The organism is Actinotignum sanguinis (genome assembly GCF_030230305.1).
Taxonomy (GTDB): Bacteria; Actinomycetota; Actinomycetes; order Actinomycetales; family Actinomycetaceae; genus Actinotignum; species Actinotignum sanguinis.
This window is the reverse complement of the sequence record NZ_JASPCQ010000001.1, coordinates 127,091-143,864: the sequence shown is the minus strand read 5'-3', so window position 1 is coordinate 143,864 and position 16,774 is coordinate 127,091. Positions and strand designations below refer to the sequence as shown.

The window sequence follows — 16,774 nt, the reverse complement described above, 5'->3', positions numbered from 1 at the left end:
TTTAGCTCCGCAGAGTGCCAAGGAATGCCTGGACATCCTCGTAGCGGGGGAGGAGCCCGCTGCGTTCAGCCTCGTCAAGACCGGGGGCCTCGGTATCCTTCGGGGAGAGCAGCAGCTCGAGCTTTTTGCCCTGCCGATCAGTTTCCGGGAAGACCAACCCCACCTGCGAGCACAGTGGATTCACCCCGTGTTCCCGCCCGGGCGCGTATTGCGCCGAGCACAGGTAGACCACGGTGGAATCATCTTCCAAAGCTACGAAGCAGTGACCCAGGCCCTCCGAAATATAAATGGCTTTCCGGGTGTCATCATCGAGAAGAACGGAATCCCATTTTCCGTAGGTGGGGGATCCCACCCGAATATCGATAACAAAATCGAGAACCGCACCGCGCGGGCACATCACGTACTTTGCCTGGCTGGGCGGCACATCAGCGAAGTGGATACCGCGGACGGTGCCGGCCTTCGACACGGAGGTATTTACCTGGCGCACATCCAAACGATGACCGATTGTTTCTTCAAAAACGGAGGATTTGTAGGCTTCCAAGAAAATACCGCGTTCGTCGGGGAAATGTTTGGTGGTGATTTCCCATGCGCCCGCAATCGCTAATTCCCGAATCTCCATGACGTTATCCTTATGTCGGCTACTCGATGTACGGGAACTACGATACCGTCTCCGCGCCGGTGATGCGGAAGCTAGACTGGAAGAGCTAGCGCCTTTCCTTGGTCCCGGCCTCATTTAGCCGGTGAGGAGGGCAGGCCGCCAGGCGCCCTGTCAATTCCCCGAAGGACCGTATGAGAAGCACCGATACCACCATGAGCTCACGCCGTTTCTTCACGTGCGCGGGCTTCCTCACGGTTCTCTTCCTTCTGTGGCAAATGCTCTGGGCCCTTGGCAGCCCGCCGCTGCGTACCCCGGATGAACCCCATCACCTCAATTCCATTATTCGATTCGAGCAGACGGGGCAGTGGCCCGACCCGGGAACAAGCTGGCTCTACCGCGATATTTTTGAGGCGTCGCGGGCTAGTGGTCTGCTCGTGGAGGGTGCCCCCAGCTACTCCTTGCATTACCGCACTCGCCTGGGGCGAGATGCCTGGATAGGTGCGGATCCGGATTCTTATCCCAGCCAGAAAATTCTCCCGCATGAGCAGCGCAGTTCCCTACGGGCCGAGGGGACAGTTCCGATTTTGGATCAGATGACCCAGCATCCCCCGCTCTATTACGCCGGCGGGGCACTGGTGCTCCGCGCCACCGGGCTGACGGATGCCCCCTGGGATCGCCAGATCCTCACCCTGCGGCTCTATTCCATTGTGCTGACGTCGCCCCTAGTGCCCTGCCTTATTTTCGCGGCCCGCCGCGCCGGCCTCAGCCGACGTGGCGCTCTGCTGGCCTCCGGCACCGTGTACGCGATCCCTATGCTCGCCTTTATCTCCGCTTCGGTTACCAATGACGCGCTCTTCATCGGTGCCGGAGCCCTCACCATGGCAGCGGTGAGCGCGGCCATGTTTGGAGCCGGGCGGTGGCGTACCGTACTCGGGGCGGGGCTTGCCCTGGGGCTCGGCTTGTGGAGCAAGGGGATTTTCATTCCCATGGGCTTGGTGGTCTTTCTCGCCTTCCTTGCCAATCCGCGCGTAGGAACATGGGGGCGGCGCCTGGCCCAGGGACTGAGTGCGGGACTCATCGGTGTCGTGACGGGCGGGTATTGGTGGTTGCGCAATATCCTGCGCTACGGCGTTATCCAACCGGATGGTTTCCAGGCCGAAGCCAAAGCGCCGGGCAGTGACATCGGCTTCTTTGCCGAGCGGGTGACCACGTCCTTTGTGGACTCCTTCTGGTCGGACTTCGGGTGGCTAGATGTCACTTTTGCCCCGCCCCTCCTCATTCTTCTTACTCTTCTCGCACTTATTCTTCTTGTTCGCGCCCTCCGTACCCACCCGGATAAGCTATGGCGCTTCCTCATTTTCACCTCGAATATTGTGCTGGTCCTAGGAATGCTTATCGTGCAGGCCTATAGCCAGTACCGGGGATTGGGAATTATCGGCGGAGTGCAGGGCCGCTATCTTTTTGCCGGAGTTGTGGGCTTGCTCGTGGTCATCACGATGGGCGCAGCCGGGCACCACTGGGATCCGCCACTGCCCGGAACCGCGAGCCGGCCCCGCTACCGTGAAGAAGCAGGGTGGCGCAGTTTCCTCCTCCCCGCGCTGGTGGCCGGAAGCATGCTCCTCTCCGCGTACGCGATGCTGCTGTGGTTGCGCTCGTGCTACCCGGGGGCTTTCTTGGGCATAGGTGTAGAACGCTGGGCACGTGCGGCTGGACTGCCGGCACCGTTGCTCGTGAGCGCCGCGGCGCTCGGGTATGCCGCGCTCCTGGCGGCCGGAGTAGTGTGTTATCGGCTTACCCGCGCCCAGCTGCTGCCCCAGTTTCGCCCCGTGAGGCCGGCGCATCAGAGTGCCAGCTCATCTCACCCTGCCGCGGCTTCGGTCCAATGAGTACAATAACGCGGGTATAGACAAGGAAAGGACACCCATGCGCTGGATGGTTACCGGAAGTCGGGGAATGCTCGGCCAGGATCTCGTTGCTTTGCTCGCACAGCGCGGGCAGAACGTGCTCGCCGTGGATAAGAGCGAGCTGGATATTACCGATCCGGCCGCGGTAGCGCACCTGGTCGATAAGGTCGACGTCGTCGTTAATGTTGCTGCGCACACAGCCGTAGATAAAGCCGAAAGCGAGGAGGCTGCGGCCTTCACCATCAACGCAACCGGCCCGCAGATCCTGGCCCGGCGCACCGCCCGCATCGGCGCGAAACTGGTGCAGGTGTCCACCGATTATGTATTTTCCGGCGACGCCGTGGACCCTTACGAAGAAAATGACGTCATGAACCCCAAGGGTGCCTACGGGCGCACCAAAGCCGCAGGCGAGTGGGCGGTGCGTGCCGAAACGGACGACTACTACATCGTGCGGACCGCGTGGCTCTACGGCGCGCAGGGTAATTGTTTCCCGAAGACGATGGCACGCCTGGCCTCCGAACGCGATGCGCTGTCCGTCGTGACCGATGAGGTGGGCCAGCCCACCTGGACCGTGGACCTCGCGGATCTGATTTACCGCATGGTCGAGGCGAATATTCCCTCCGGGACCTACCACGGAACATCCTCGGGAAAGACGAACTGGTGGAATTTCACCCGCGAGATCGTTTCGACGCTGGGCAAAGACCCGGCGATGGTGGGGGAGACGACAGCGGCTGCTTTCAACCGCCCCGCCCCGCGCCCGCATTTCTCGGTGCTCTCGCACGGTGCCCTGCGCCGGGCCGGTATCGAGCCGATCGGGGATTGGAAGGACCGCTGGGAAGCCGCGGCCCCGAGCGTGCTCGCGGAGTACCTGGGCTAGTCGAGTACCCGGGCTAGTGAACTAGCTCGGTAGACGAACGGGGCGGCCGACACCATGTCAGCCGCCCCGATTGCTTGAGCAGACCCGAGTCACGCGCCCGGCGGGCTCGCTCGAGTAGCGCTTTAGTAGCTTGCCGAAGGAATATCGTGCTGGGCTTCCAGGATCCCGAGCAGGTAGTCCCCGTAACCGGATTTACGCAGTTTCTCCCCGCGTTCTCGCAGTTCCGCATCGGTGAGGAATCCGCGCCGCCAGGCCACTTCCTCCGGGCAGCCCACCGAAAGCCCCTGGCGGGCCTGGATGGTGCGCACGAAGCTGGTGGCATCCGCGAGGGAATCGAAGGTGCCGGTATCTAGCCACGCGGTACCGCGGTCGAGCACCTCAACCTTGAGTTTGCCAGCTTCCAGGTACTTGCGATTGACATCGGTAATTTCGTATTCCCCGCGTGCGGACGGCTCGAGGTTGCGGGCGATCTCGATAACGTCGTTGTCGTAGAAGTACAGACCCGGCACCGCGAAATTGGATTTCGGGTGGGCGGGCTTTTCCTCAATGGAGATCGCCTTGAAATTCTCGTCAAATTCGACGACGCCGTAGGCGCGTGCATCCGAGACATGGTAAGCAAAAATAGCGCCACCATCCGGATTGGTATTGCGTTCCAAGCGGCGGCCCATCGTGGGGCCGTAGAAAACATTATCTCCGAGCACCAGCCCGGCCGGTTCGTTACCGATGAAATCCGCGGCGATGGTGAAAGCGGTAGCCAGGCCGTTGGGCACTTCCTGCACCGCGAAAGAAATGCTGATGCCGAATTGGCTGCCGTCCCCGAGGAGCCGGTGGAAGGCCGGGGCATCTTCGGGTGTTGTAATGACCATGACGTCACGAATCCCGGCGAGCATCAGGGTGCTCAGCGGATAGTAGATCATCGGTTTGTCATACACGGGTACCAGCTGCTTGGAGGTGCCCAGCGTAACGGGATGAAGTCGAGTGCCGGAGCCTCCGGCCAGAATGATTCCACGCATAGGGTCATTTTTGCCTATTTGCAGGCCGGGCGCCACCGACCGGGCCGGTTACGCCCGCGGTGATTGTGAGCAAATCGCCCAAGCGGCACAAGGCGCGCCCGGACGCGGCAACACGCCGGACTCGAACGAAAGTTCGGGTGGGCAATATACCGCTTTCGCTTGACTTTTGGGGTATGACACGCTTGTAATTTATAAAGACACCTTGGTTAGAGGAGGACATGTGCGGAGGATTAATCCCGGCTTGCGCGTCGCGGGGAACGGCGGATTGACGCCGCAGGACGCCCAGGACGCCATGCTCGATATCTTCGACCTCGGTTATGAGAAGGCCGATTCGGCATCCCTGCACTGGCGTGAATCCGCGCTGTGTGCCCAAACCGATCCCGATATTTTCTTCCCGGAAAAAGGCGGCTCCACCGCCCCCGCCACCTCGATCTGCCACGAATGCCCGGTGCGGGAGGAATGCCTGGAATACGCCCTCCAACATGATATTCGTCACGGTATCTGGGGCGGCATGTCGGATAATGACCGCCGGCGCCTGAGTCGGCAACGCCGCCGCGTCGGCGAGGCATAACCGCCCAGCGCCCGCGCTGGCGTAGCATCAACAGCAATGCAGTTCAGAATTCGCGCTCTCGTTATTACCCGGCCGGGCTCCGCCTACCTGGAGGACACCCTCGCCGCGCTGGAATCCTCCACCCGGAAACCCGATGCCATCAGCGTGCTCACCGGAAAACTCGGGCTGGCGGTCAATGAGGCGCTTGCCGCGGATAGTCGTAACGCAACGGGCGGTGAACCGCGCGATACCGAAGAATCCAGCAGAGCAGAATCCACCACCGGCTACGACGCCTACTGGATCCTCCACGACGATAGCGCCCCCGCCCCGGATGCCCTCGCGAATCTCGCCCGCACCCTGGAAAACGCCGCGAATATTGGCGCGGTGGGCTGCAAACAGGTGGACTGGTCCGATCCGGGTGCGCTTCTGGAAGTCGGAATCCGCGCCACCCGCAGCGCGCGGCGGGTTCCCGAAGTGGCCCTGGACGACCGCGACGGCGGGCAGCTGGATGGGCGTTCTGATGTTCTCGCGGTGGGAAGCGCCGGCATGCTCGTGCGCGCCAGCGCCCTGCGCGACGTAGGCGGTTTCGATACCTGGCTGGGGCCTTTCGGGGACGGACTCGAACTTTCGCGGCGTTTGCGCGGAGCGGGCTGGCGCGTCGTCGTCGAACCTGCCGCCACCGTGCGCCACGCGCGTGTGTCCCTCGGAAACGACGGCCGTGATTCTTTCGCGGCCCGCCGCGGCGCGCAACTCTATAACGCGCTGCTCGCCGCGCCCGCGCTGCTCGCGCCTGTCCTTTTCCTCGGTTACGTGCTGCTCGCCCCGGTGCGGGCGCTGGTGCGCCTCCTCGGTAAAGAGGCACGGCTTGCGGACGGTGAAGTGCGCGGGGCCGCCCGCCTGATCGCGAGCCTTCCCGCGCTGGTGCGGGCGCGCCGGCGGCGCCGTCGTACCGAAAAAAGCCGCGCCGGGCTCGCGGCTCTCGAAGCGCGCGGGCGCGATGTGCGTGCGGCCCGGCGCGAAATGACACGCAGCGAACGGGAGAAAATCCGTTTGGTGGCGCGTCCGAATCCGCTTGAAGAAGCAGAACGACGGCGCTGGCGCCGGTCCACCGCACACGCCCGGCGCACCGTCCTCCTCCTGACCGCCCTCGTGGCGGGTGTGGCTGCCTTCCCGCTGTTGCGCGGCGGATACCTGATGGGCGGGGCGCTGCGCCCCGATGCCCTTAGCGGCACGGAACTGCTGCGCGCCAGCCTGCCCGGCTGGCTCGCGGTAGGGGATGGCACCCCGGGGCGCATCGACGCGCTGTGGACCCTCCTTTCCCCGCTGGCCCTGGTACTGCAACCCTTCGGGGGCACCCTGGGGGACGCGGCGGTGCTCGTGCTCCTCGGCGCGCCCGTGCTGGCCGGCATGACGGCTTTCTGGGCGGCTCGCACCCTCACCTTCTCCCCGCACGTGCGCGCGGTGGCCGGCCTGGTGTGGGCCGGAGCCGGGCCCCTGGTGGGGGCACTGAGCGCGGGCCATGTGGCCGGAGCGCTCGTCCATATTCTCTTGCCGGTGCTGGCCGCCTCGGTGCTATCCGTGTGGCGCCTACCCCGCACCCGCGACCGTATCGAATCCACCGCGGGCCTGGGCACCGCGGCGCTGGCCGGTATCTACCTGGCCGCGGCCGCTCCGGTGATGCTCGCCGTTCTTCTTCTCATTGCGCTGGTGGGGGCACTGCGCTGGCGGCGTGCCCGCTGGCTGTGGGTGGTGATCCCGGCGGCCGTTGTGGTCATTCCCGGGCTGGAGGCAAACTGGCGGCTGCTTTTCGCCACTCCGGGAGAGCCCTTCGCCGCCCGCCCGGTCCCGCTCGATCTCCTTTCCTTCTTCCCGCTCACCCAGCCGGACTCCCTCCCGTGGCTCGGGGAGATTGCCATGATCTGCGCGGCTTGCCTCGTGGTCATCGCGGTGCTGGCCCTGGGGCGTGCCCGCAACTGGCAGCGCATCCGCGCCGGCTGGCTTATTGCCGCGGCCGGTTTCGCCTGGGCGGTTGCCTCCACTCACGTTTCCGTGGCCCGGGTGTACGACGGCGCCACCGCACTCAGCGCGCCGGCCTGGAGCGGTATCGGCTTGAGCGTGGCCTTCGGCGGGTTGTGGATTGCCCTGGTGAGTGCCGGGGACGGCCTGCGTACCGATATGAGCGGACGCTCCTTCGGGCTTTTCCAGCTCCTGGGGCTCGGATCCGTCGCGGTCCTCGTTCTCAGTGCTCTGGCTGGGTCGGGTCTTTACCTCAGCCGCGCGCTCACCGGCACCACCGAGCTGCACCTAGAAACCGGCCGGCCGGTGCCGGCCGCCGCCACCCTCGAAGCATCCTCCCCGGACCGGGTGCGGGTCCTGGCGCTCTACCCGGCTGAGGATGGCATCCGCGCCGAAATCTGGCGCGGGCCGGGCCGCCAACTCACCGATAGCACCATGGTCGGCGCGCTCGCGGCCCTGGAAGGAAGCTTCGCGAATGATGCCGCCGCAGCGGACTTAGCGAGCGCCGTCGCTGATATGAACGCCGGAAACCCGCGCGCCGCAGAGACTCTAGCCGAACACGCCATCTCCTACGTGGTCATCCCCGCCCAGGCCCCGCGCGCCGGAGAGCTGGCCCGCGCCCTGGGCGCAACCGGGCGTTTCGATATGATCAGCTCCAATGAGCAGCAGCTTTCCTGGCGGCTCACCCGCAGCGAGGCGAGCGCCGTGGACGCCGCGCGCCTCACCCTGGACGGCAGCGCACTACCCGCCGGGCGCTACCGCGCGGATACCGAACTCTCCGAGCGGGCGGGGCGCAGCGGCGGGATTGTGCGCCTGGCCGAACGGCATGATCCGCTCTGGGAGGCTCGCCTGGACGGCCAGCTCCTCCCCACCTATAACGCGGGATGGGCCCAGGCTTTCGAGATTCCACCCGGGAGCTCCGGGCGCCTGACAATCTCCTATAACCACACCGGGGACGGGCTGGTGGCCGCAGCGCGGATCCTTGCCGTGGCCGCAGCGCTCGTGGTCGCCATCCCCGTGCGGCGGAAGGTGGTCGAGTAATGGATCAGATTCGTGATGCAGCCGAAGCGGGGCGCGCCAGCGGGCGCGGGGCGCGCTGGCGGCACTTGACGGTGCGGGCCGGTAGCGCACTCGGGGTGGTGGGAATCGGCGCCGCGGTAGCGGCGGTCGCCGTCGTTCTTCCTACCGCCGCACCCCGCGCGGTAGAAGCGGAGGTGGCCAGCGCGGGAGAAGCCCCCACCCAGCTGCTGTGCGGGGGTGGATTTGAACAAACCATTTCCGCGGGTATGACCGTGGAGGGCACGCCCGGGGCAAACGCGGACAACATCGCCACCCAGGTGCTGCTTTTCGGCACCGCGGATAAGGAGGCGCGCGCCGCGCTTCCCACCGGAACGATCCTGAGTGCCGATCCCGGTGAGGTCCTCTCCGGCGCGGTGGCCTACAGTGCCCAGGGCGGTAACGGGCGCGGCCTGGCCGCTAATCCCTGCGTGAGCGGGGCGGGGGACCTGTGGATCACCGCTTCGGCCACCAGCGTGGGGTACTCCAACCAGCTTCTGCTCACCAATCCGGGCGCCGCGCCTATCACCGTGCGGGTCGACGGCCTGGGCGGTGCCGGGCCGCTCGGCACGGTGCGGGTGGCCGTTCCCGGGCGCTCCACCGTACGTCACACCCTGGACGGGCTGCTCGCTGAGGACTCCCGCCTCGCCCTCCACCTGAGCACCCCGGCCGGCACTTTCGGGGCGACCCTGCAAAATCAGCGTATTTCCGGCACCAGCGGTGCCGGGGTTGATTTCACCACCGGGGCCCCCGCCGCCACGGAGCTCACCATCCCAGGGATCCCGGAGGGTTCCACCCTGCGTATTGCCAACCCGGGCGAAGCCACTACGTTCACGGTGCAACTGACCGGAGAAAACGGCACCACCCGCACCCTTCCCGGTGGGGAGGACGTGGAGATTGCCGCAAATTCGGTTATGGACCTCACCCTGGCCGGTATCGACCCGGGCACTTACGCGGTGCAGGTGCGCGGGGCGCAGGCCCTCGCCGCGGGTGTGGCGCTGAGCGGCGGCGGAGATGTGGCCTGGGCCAGCCCGGTTGCCCCGGCCGCCCGCACCGCGGGAAGTTTCGGGCCCGGCCCGGCCCGCCTGGCCCTTGCCGGGCGCGGCCACGTGGAAATCACCCCGGTGGGAGCCGACGGCGTGGACCTCGACCCCGTAGATGCCCAAGTTTCGGGGTACACCGCGGTGGAACTACCCGAAGCTGCGCGCGGCTACCGCATCGAGGCGGAAAACCCGGTGAGTGCCGCCGTGCTTGTCCTTGCCCCGAACGGGGAAGCAGGCGGGGCGAGCGGAATTGATTGGGTGAGCGCGGTCGCGGACCAGCGTGAAGCGCTCTCCGCCCGCGTCGCGGTGCGCCAGAACTAAAAACCGCGCCGCAAAAAATCGATGTCCTCGGGGTGGCGGGAAATCGCCGCGGCAAGCTGTTCGGTGACGATATCGTGAATGACGATACGGGGGAAAGGGCTGGCCATCGCGGTGCGCATCATTGGCATCCGGTAAAACAGCAGGCGGGCCCGCACCGCGCCGCCGCGCTCGAAGGGAAGGAGACGCGCGAGGGGCACCCCATCCTCCCAGGGGGAGGGATCGGAAGCCGGAACGTCCATGACCGCGAAATCAAGATCGCGCATTTCTTCACCGAAATGGGCGCGATACGTCGCTAATTCAGAGGCGATGATGTCGTCGAATTTATCTGCGCGGGTGCGCCAGGCGGGCAGGGTATAGGGGAGCACCGGTCCTTGAATTCCCCGTCCGTGCCGATCACGGCGGCGGGGGCGAGGCGTGGAAGGAAAAGTGTCCATACCCCAAGGTTACACGGGCGTGCTAACGTCTAAGGCGTGAGTCCGTTGAGAAAGTGTTCCCGCACCACGTGCCAGCAGCCGGCTGTTGCCACGTTGACCTACCAGTACGCGGAAGCAACCGCCGTGATCGGGCCGCTCTCACCGGTGGCCGCCCCGGGCACCTTTGACCTGTGCGAAGCGCACGCGGAATCGGTAACGGTCCCGCGCGGCTGGCAGATGATCCGCTTGCGCACCGAATTTGAACCGGCCCCGCCCTCGGATACCGACCTCATGGCCCTCGCGGATGCCATCCGGGAAACCGCCACCCGCCAGCCACCCGAACCCACCCGCGCCACCCGGCGGGTGAGCCGCCCCTCCGATGTGGCGGTGCGCCCGCGCCTGAGCGTGGTACGCGGTGAGGAGCCGGAAACGCCGGCAGCCGACTAGCTGTTGTGTGCACGGGAGCCGGCTGCCAACTAGCAAGACTCGAGCACGACGGCGCATCTTCGGCCGCGCGCCCCTTCCGCACGCTATTCGCGCATTTTTCTGCACGATTGCCACGAACGTGAGAAAATGGCGCTATGACTATGCGCGTTCTTGTGGTCGATGACGATCCCGGTATCTCTGAAATGGTGGCGATCCTGCTGGAATCGGAGGGATACGCCGTGACGGTGTGTGCCACCGGCACCAATGCGCTGCCTATTTTCCGGGCAGAAACACCGGATATTGTGCTTTTGGATGTCATGCTGCCCGGAATGAGCGGGGTGGAGGTGGCCCGCCAGCTGCGCGAAGAAAGCGATGTGCCCATCATTATGATGAGCGCGCTCACCGATTCGGTGGACGTGGTGGCCGGCCTGGAAGCCGGGGCGGATGATTACGTCACCAAGCCCTTTGAGAACTCGGTGCTCCTCGCGCGCATTAAGGCGCGCTTGCGGCGCACCGAACCGGAAGTGGAAACGCTGCGGGTTGCCGATCTGGTTATCGACCCGCGCGCCCACCAGGTCACGCGCAACGGGGAAGATCTCCACCTAACGCCCCTCGAATTTGAGCTGCTCACCACCCTGGCGCGCAAGCCCTACCAGGTGTTCTCCCGCGAAGAGCTCCTGGAACAGGTGTGGGGCTACCGCCACGAGTCCACCGATACCCGCCTCGTGAACGTGCATATTCAGCGCCTGCGTTCCAAGGTGGAAAAGGATCCTGATAACCCCGAGGTGGTTATTACCGTGCGCGGGGTGGGGTACCGGGCGGGGGCAACCCAGGAGTGAGTCAATTTTCGCGGCGCGGCTATATCCATCGCAGCCTCGGGAGCATGGGGCGTGGCGCGCTCACCTCATTTTCACAATCCTGGCGCACCTCCCTCAACGCGCGGGTGGTTTCCGCGATTGTGGCTATCGGCGTGCTCACGAGCATCGTGACCGCGGTTATTGTTGCCAACCAAACGCGTTCGCAACTTTATGACCGTGCCGTCAGCGCTGCCACCGAGCAATTCTACGGTGCCCGCTCCCAAGCCCAATATGTTTTTGACTCAGCTAATGCCCAAACTTCCGGGGCGGTCCAAGAAATCGCGAACGCGCAGGTGCGCTCCCAATTCGAGCCGATCCGCGGGGTGGTGGGCACGGCCCTCATTCGCTCTCCGGGGCAGAATACCGGTAACTACCTGGTAGCTGATGTGGGAGCGCCCACTCCCGCAACCGTCATGGATGTGCTCACCCCGGAATTACGGGAGGCGGTGCAGGAATCTTCCAGCCCGCAATGGCAGGCGGTTGCTATTGCGAAGGGGGAGGAGGCCACCCTGCCCGGGATTCTTATCGGTGCGACCGTGCGCCTTCCCAATGCTGGAATGTATGAGTTTTACACGCTCTATTCTCTAGAAAACGAAGAGGTGACGGTGGCGCAGGTGTCTCGGGTGCTTATGCTCGCCACTGTCGCGCTTCTTACCATCGTGGCGGTGGCCACCGGTGTGCTCGTTAATGTGGTCTTGAAGCCGGTGCGGGCCGCGGCGGAAAATGCCCGCCAGCTGGCCGGGGGTGCTTTCGATGTGCGGATGGATGATCGCGGGGAAGATGAATTAGCGCAGCTCGGCTCCGCTTTCAACCAGATGGCAGAATCTCTCCAGGATCAATTCACGCGCCTCGAGCGGCTCTCCCAGGTGCAGCAGAATTTCGTATCCGCGGTGTCCCATGAATTGCGCACCCCGGTTACCACCATCCGGATGGCCGGCCAGCTCATCTACGATAAGCGCTCCGAACTTCCCTCCAGCCTGCGCCGCTCGGCCGAGCTCCAGCATTCCCAACTTATTTCCCTGGACACCATGCTCTCCGACCTACTGGAGATTTCCCGTTTCGATGCGGGTTCGATGGTGTTGGAAACCAGCAAAATCGACGTTGTAGAAATTGTGCGGCGCGTGATTATTTCCCAGGCACCCCTCATCGAAGCGAACGGGGTGCCCGTCACGCTGTCCGCGCGCGGGGAAACGGTGGCGAGCGTGGATTCGCGCCGTATCGAACGTATCGTGCGCAACCTGGTGGTCAACGCGGTGGAACATGCCGAAGGAGGCCCCGTCAAAGTGCGGGTGGTGGGTTCGGATACCGCGGTGGCGGTGGAAGTATCCGACCGCGGTATCGGCTTGAGCCCCGAGCAGGCCTCTCATGTTTTTGATCGTTTCTGGCGTGCTGATACTTCCCGGGTGCGAAAATCCGGGGGAACTGGCCTGGGCCTGACCATCGCTCGCGAGGATGCTCTGCTCCACGAGGGTCGCCTGCAAGCCACCGGCGAACTGGGGGTGGGATCGACGTTCCTCCTCACCGTGCCCCGTACCCAGAAAGCAGCCTTCACCCCGCCGCTGCCTTTGCGGGTGGCGGCCGCGGAAGATTGGGACGATAGCGGGGATATTCCCATTGAAATCGTGCGTGCGGATACCACCGGGTCCCTGACCGCGGTGGGAACTACCGGCACGATTCCTGCGATCCGCGCGAGGGCGGTAGCGGCCGCGGACGCAAGCACCGGGGCCGCTGCGGCGTCGTCGCCTCAATCCGCTGCAACGGGTACGGGTGTGTCCGGTACGACGGCGCCAAGCGCGAGCGCGCCCACCGGGCCAGTGGCGCCTACCGGAACAGCAGCGCCCACCGGGCCAGCGGGAAAGGAGGAGGCATGAACGCGCACGTGCTGAAGAAACCCGGGGTGGGGCGTGCCCTCGCGGCGCTGCTCAGCGTGATGATCCTGGCGCTGGCCGGATGTGGGCGACTGCCGCGGTCCGGGCCGGTTAATGAGGCGAGCGTGCCTCCCACTGAAGAAGCTGTTTTCGGTCTCACCCCGGCCGGCCCGGCTACCGGCGCTTCACCCGAAGAAGTGATCCGCGGTTTCCTGCTGGCCGGGAGCAGCGGGGCGGGCGATGATTACGCCACCGCCCGCCAATTCCTCACCAAAGAAGCCGGCCGCACCTGGAACCCGCGCTCCCAGGTGCGCGTGTACCCGAATTCTCAAAACATTTCCCCCACCCAACGGGAGGACGGCACCTATGTTATTTCGGTGACCGCGCAGGGGACCGTGGACACCGGCGGGCGCTACACCGAGGCATCCACGGACGCCATCCACTCCACCACGTTCAAACTGGATCGTAATGCCAGCGGCGAATGGCGCATTGCCGAATTGGAAGACGGCATCATGATGACCGATAGCCTCTTCGCCTCGATGTACGTGCGTACCCCGCTCTACTTCATCGGGCCCGGCTCGGATACCATGGTTCCCGACCTGCGCTTTTACCCGCGTATGACCTTTATTTCCTCCACGATTGCCGGGCTGCTGGCCGGTCCTTCGCCCTGGCTTGCCGATGCGGTGCACTCGGAAATTCCGACCACCTTGCGCATGGCCTCCAGCCCGAAACTGGAAAGCGGCGTGTTGACTTTGGATGTCACGGCCGAAATCTCCACCCTCAGCCGAGAATCCCAGGCCCGCGCCGTGCAGCAAATCCAGCGTTCCTTTACCGGCCAGAGCGTGGTGCCGGTGCATTCGGTAAATATCACGGTTTCGGGTGAGCCGCTGGATACCATCGCCATCGCGGACCTGCCCACGTACCCTTACGGTGCGTATGACCTTACGGTGCTGGAGAATAACCGGCCCTACAAGGTGGAAGAAGGCAAAACCCGCCCGGTCTTTACCAGCGGTGTGTTCGACGATATTCACGTGGCTCGCATGGCCGGGAATTATTCCGATTCGGTGGCCTCCTACGCCCTGCTCACCGCCCAGCGCGATGCCCTGGTACGGGTAAGTACCGACGGTTTCCAGCCCTTTACGATGGTGCGCGGGGAAAACTTGGTGGAGCCCTCCTACGACTACTGGGGCTGGGTGTGGACTTCCGAGGTTGATAACAAGGGCGTGGTGCTGGCCGCGGCTGATGACGGCCGAGTGCGCGAATTGACCGCGCCTTTCCTCAAGGGGACGCGGATTCGGGAAGTGCGGGCTTCCCGCGAAGGCGCGCGGCTGCTGATCGTGGCGCAGGTGGGGGACACCGTGCAGATGCTTATTGCTCCTATTCAGCGCGATGCCCGCCACGAGCCGACGGCGCTCGGAGATCCGCTAGAGGTGGGGCAGCGCCTGGCGGATGTGAGTTCGGTGGCCTGGATTTCCAGTACGGATATCGCGGTGCTCGGACGCGCCACGGCCGGTACCGATCCGCTGATATTCGCAGTTCGGGTGGGCGGGCCCATGGAACGCCTCAACGTCACCCCCTATCCGGGGTCGGTGCGGCTGACCGCCGGGCGCGGGGAACAATCGATCGTGGTCCTCACCGACCAGCAGGTTGTTGCCACTCGCGACGGCGGGGCCTGGCGCCCGGTTGCCACCGGCGTCACGGATATCGTGCTGCCGGGGTAGCCGGGGTAGCCGGGGTAGCCGGGGTAGCCGGGGTAGCCGGGGTAGCCGGGGTAGCCGGGGTAGCCGGGTTTATCGGGTAGCTATCCACAATCTTCCCGAACGCTGCGTGTATCCACAGCCCGCGGGCCCGTGGCTGCGTTCGCGGAAAACATGCGGCACGCTGGAGCCATGTTTGTTGCTACGCTGCGCTCCTGGGCCACTGCTCTCGGTGACCTTATCTTTCCGCGCTGGTGCGCCGGATGCGGGGCCTGGGATACCACCCTGTGCCCGGTCTGCACCCGGGAGGTAGCCGGCAGCTGGCGCGGCGGGGAAGGCCGCGCCCCGGCCCTCATGCAGATCCTCCCCAACGGTGATGAAGAAGCCCTTTTCCCGGTTTTCGCCCTGGGGGAATATATCGGGGTACGCCGGCAGGCACTCCTCACTTGGAAACACGGGAACGACGCCGCACTCACCGCCCGCTTCGCCACTCTTTTCGCGCAGCGCTGCCGGCAACTCGCCCCGCTGTGGGAAGGCACGGCGCTCAGCGTTATTCCCGCGCCCTCCGGGCCGGCGCGCCACCGGTCCGGGCGTTTCATCGCCGGGCATTTAGCGCAAGCCGCAGCGCGGGGTCTGGGTGCCGGGGGAGTAGATGCGCGGGCCGCACCGGTGCTCCTGAGCGGTGAAACCCAGGGTGGTGCGCCGCTTGGTGCTGGCAACGGTGTGCTGAGCATGCTGCCGGCGCAGTTGCGGGACCGGGCACTACACGCGGCGAAAGAAAAGCGGGCCCGGGCCGGAAAACGTCACCTTGCCGGGCAGCGCGAGCGGGCCGCAAAAGGCCGCGGAATCCGGTTGCGCCCGGGTATCACCATCCCCGGGCGGGTTATCCTCGTTGATGATGTTCTGACCACCGGTTCTACCCTGGCTGGTTGTGCCCGTGCCATCGCGCAGGCTGGTGGGCAGGTGCTCGCGGCCTTGGTCCTAGCCCTGGCTCCGGATCCGCGTCCAGCGAACTCGCGCACAGCGTTATCGCTGCTCCAGCCCTTTCCGAATGTTGTGAACTGAACTACACTTAATGCCAAGAAATAACGGTGCCGGCCGCGTTAGCGGGTGAAACGAGCAATGGCGAACGTTGATCCAGGCGCGCACCGGGTGACCCAGGATAGGGGGTGGTGCCTCTCTTATCCGCGTGAGAAGCGGGCATTTTTTTCAGCGGGCCGCGCGCCCGCCACTACATCCCAAGGAGGACACCGTGGAGATTATCGTCAAGGGTAGGAACACTGAAGTTTCGGACCGTTTCCGCAATCACATTGAAGAAAAAATCGCGAAGGTGGAACAGTTCGCTCCGCGTGCTCAGCGCGTTGAGGTAGAGGTGTCGAAGGAAAAGAACCCCGCCCAAGCGGATAACTCGAAAGTTATCGAAATCACGGTTATTGACAAGGGCCCGGTTATTCGGGCTGAGGCCTCAGCTGCTGATCAGTACAGCGCCCTCGATCTTGCATCCGGAAAGCTTTTTGAGCGGCTGCGCCGCTCGCGTGATCGCCGCAAGTCCCATCGGCGCGTGGTTGAGAAGGTGGGCGAACCGCTCACGCTTACCGCGGAGGATCTCGCGGCGGAAGCCCAGGCGGAGTCAAGGCCCGAAGTAGAAGTGGAAGCAGCGCATCCCACCCGTCCCGAGACTACCGGGGAAGCGGTAGAAACCCAGCTGGGGGATTCCCCGGTTGTGGTGCGCGATAAGCTCTACGAAGCCAATCCCATGTCCGTGGATCAGGCTCTCTATGAAATGGAAATGGTGGGGCATCCCTTCTACCTCTTCATTGACGAAGAAACGAAGCAACCGTGCGCGGTTTACCTGCGCCACGGCTGGACCTACGGGATTATTCGTCTCGACACCACGGTGCACTAAACACCGCACCCGGCGGCGGCCCGTGCCGTGCTTCCCGCACTGAAGAGCGGGATACTACTAGCGGAATATAAGCGGGCTGAAGCCACGAATACACACTAAGGCGAGGGATCGAGCGTCATGCCCGGTCCCTCGCCTTATGCCCGGCTCATACCCGACCATGCGCAGCCGCCTTCGACAACAGAGTGCAACGCTATCTACATAATTAATAGGATTTCATGTCGTCAGGTTG

Annotated in this window: 14 protein-coding genes; 11 read left to right on the top strand and 3 right to left on the bottom strand. The window is 64.6% G+C overall.

The genetic code is table 11. The features are described 5' to 3' along the window. Position 1: 1 nt before the first annotated feature. Entirely contained in the window at positions 2-619 is a 618-nt protein-coding gene (locus QP828_RS00675) for a dTDP-4-dehydrorhamnose 3,5-epimerase family protein (protein WP_126135032.1), read from the bottom strand. 170 nt (positions 620-789) lie between these two features. Between QP828_RS00675 and QP828_RS00670 the strand changes: the two genes are divergently transcribed. After that, complete coding sequence (locus tag QP828_RS00670) at positions 790-2,484, top strand: DUF2142 domain-containing protein (RefSeq protein WP_274732833.1); 1,695 nt, start codon at positions 790-792, stop codon at positions 2,482-2,484. Between the two features lie 37 nt (positions 2,485-2,521). Next, the gene (gene rfbD, locus QP828_RS00665; RefSeq protein ID WP_274732831.1) at positions 2,522-3,379 is read left to right on the top strand and encodes a dTDP-4-dehydrorhamnose reductase; all 858 of its coding nucleotides are present in this window, start codon (positions 2,522-2,524) and stop codon (positions 3,377-3,379) included. Positions 3,380-3,501: 122 nt separating this feature from the next. Here the strand turns inward: rfbD and rfbA are convergent, their stop codons facing one another. Next, complete coding sequence (rfbA, locus tag QP828_RS00660; RefSeq protein ID WP_274732829.1) at positions 3,502-4,392, bottom strand: glucose-1-phosphate thymidylyltransferase RfbA; 891 nt, start codon at positions 4,390-4,392, stop codon at positions 3,502-3,504. A 220-nt stretch (positions 4,393-4,612) separates the two neighbouring features. On the opposite strand from rfbA, the gene QP828_RS00655 reads away from it, so the two are divergent. From QP828_RS00655 to QP828_RS00645, 3 genes are read left to right on the top strand one after another with little or no spacing between them, the layout of a single operon-like run. Then, a complete protein-coding gene (locus tag QP828_RS00655; RefSeq protein ID WP_016443139.1) occupies positions 4,613-4,963 on the top strand; it encodes a WhiB family transcriptional regulator in 351 nt (116 codons plus the stop codon). Between the two features lie 36 nt (positions 4,964-4,999). Then, entirely contained in the window at positions 5,000-7,999 is a 3,000-nt protein-coding gene (locus QP828_RS00650; protein WP_284891020.1) for a glycosyltransferase, read from the top strand. Beyond that, a complete protein-coding gene (locus tag QP828_RS00645) occupies positions 7,999-9,378 on the top strand; it encodes a DUF5719 family protein (protein ID WP_274732826.1) in 1,380 nt (459 codons plus the stop codon). The genes QP828_RS00650 and QP828_RS00645 overlap by 1 nt, the downstream gene beginning before the upstream one ends. Here the strand turns inward: QP828_RS00645 and QP828_RS00640 are convergent. Beyond that, positions 9,375-9,812, bottom strand: coding sequence for a metallopeptidase family protein (locus tag QP828_RS00640; RefSeq protein ID WP_039898916.1), 438 nt, complete (start codon positions 9,810-9,812; stop codon positions 9,375-9,377). The two genes, QP828_RS00645 and QP828_RS00640, sit on opposite strands and share 4 nt — an antisense overlap. A gap of 36 nt (positions 9,813-9,848) precedes the next feature. On the opposite strand from QP828_RS00640, the gene QP828_RS00635 reads away from it, so the two are divergent. The 6 genes from QP828_RS00635 to hpf all read left to right on the top strand — a co-directional run bounded on the left by QP828_RS00635 (position 9,849) and on the right by hpf (position 16,545). Beyond that, positions 9,849-10,238: a DUF3499 domain-containing protein gene (locus QP828_RS00635; RefSeq protein WP_126135026.1), complete on the top strand. Its 390-nt coding sequence runs from the start codon at positions 9,849-9,851 to the stop codon at positions 10,236-10,238. A gap of 134 nt (positions 10,239-10,372) precedes the next feature. Next, the gene (gene mtrA / locus QP828_RS00630; RefSeq protein WP_126135025.1) at positions 10,373-11,056 is read left to right on the top strand and encodes an MtrAB system response regulator MtrA; all 684 of its coding nucleotides are present in this window, start codon (positions 10,373-10,375) and stop codon (positions 11,054-11,056) included. Continuing rightward, complete coding sequence (gene mtrB / locus QP828_RS00625; RefSeq protein WP_274732822.1) at positions 11,053-12,945, top strand: MtrAB system histidine kinase MtrB; 1,893 nt, start codon at positions 11,053-11,055, stop codon at positions 12,943-12,945. Before mtrA ends, mtrB begins: the two co-directional genes overlap by 4 nt. Further along, entirely contained in the window at positions 12,942-14,663 is a 1,722-nt protein-coding gene (locus QP828_RS00620) for an LpqB family beta-propeller domain-containing protein (RefSeq protein WP_284891019.1), read from the top strand. Before mtrB ends, QP828_RS00620 begins: the two co-directional genes overlap by 4 nt. 168 nt (positions 14,664-14,831) lie before the next feature. Beyond that, positions 14,832-15,704, top strand: coding sequence for a ComF family protein (locus QP828_RS00615; protein WP_274732820.1), 873 nt, complete (start codon positions 14,832-14,834; stop codon positions 15,702-15,704). A 187-nt stretch (positions 15,705-15,891) separates the two neighbouring features. Further along, a complete protein-coding gene (hpf, locus tag QP828_RS00610) occupies positions 15,892-16,545 on the top strand; it encodes a ribosome hibernation-promoting factor, HPF/YfiA family (RefSeq protein ID WP_274732818.1) in 654 nt (217 codons plus the stop codon). Positions 16,546-16,774 lie beyond the last annotated feature (229 nt).

What these genes read in the sequence shown, in the direction of transcription:
- QP828_RS00675 (WP_126135032.1), bottom strand. Translation starts at nt 619, where the DNA reads ATGGAGATTCGGGAATTAGCGATTGCGGGCGCATGGGAAATCACCACC.
- QP828_RS00650 (WP_284891020.1), top strand. Translation starts at nt 5,000, where the DNA reads ATGCAGTTCAGAATTCGCGCTCTCGTTATTACCCGGCCGGGCTCCGCC.
- rfbA (WP_274732829.1), bottom strand. Translation starts at nt 4,392, where the DNA reads ATGCGTGGAATCATTCTGGCCGGAGGCTCCGGCACTCGACTTCATCCC.
- mtrA (WP_126135025.1), top strand. Translation starts at nt 10,373, where the DNA reads ATGACTATGCGCGTTCTTGTGGTCGATGACGATCCCGGTATCTCTGAA.
- QP828_RS00640 (WP_039898916.1), bottom strand. Translation starts at nt 9,812, where the DNA reads ATGGACACTTTTCCTTCCACGCCTCGCCCCCGCCGCCGTGATCGGCAC.
- QP828_RS00620 (WP_284891019.1), top strand. Translation starts at nt 12,942, where the DNA reads ATGAACGCGCACGTGCTGAAGAAACCCGGGGTGGGGCGTGCCCTCGCG.
- QP828_RS00615 (WP_274732820.1), top strand. Translation starts at nt 14,832, where the DNA reads ATGTTTGTTGCTACGCTGCGCTCCTGGGCCACTGCTCTCGGTGACCTT.
- QP828_RS00645 (WP_274732826.1), top strand. Translation starts at nt 7,999, where the DNA reads ATGGATCAGATTCGTGATGCAGCCGAAGCGGGGCGCGCCAGCGGGCGC.
- rfbD (WP_274732831.1), top strand. Translation starts at nt 2,522, where the DNA reads ATGCGCTGGATGGTTACCGGAAGTCGGGGAATGCTCGGCCAGGATCTC.
- QP828_RS00670 (WP_274732833.1), top strand. Translation starts at nt 790, where the DNA reads ATGAGAAGCACCGATACCACCATGAGCTCACGCCGTTTCTTCACGTGC.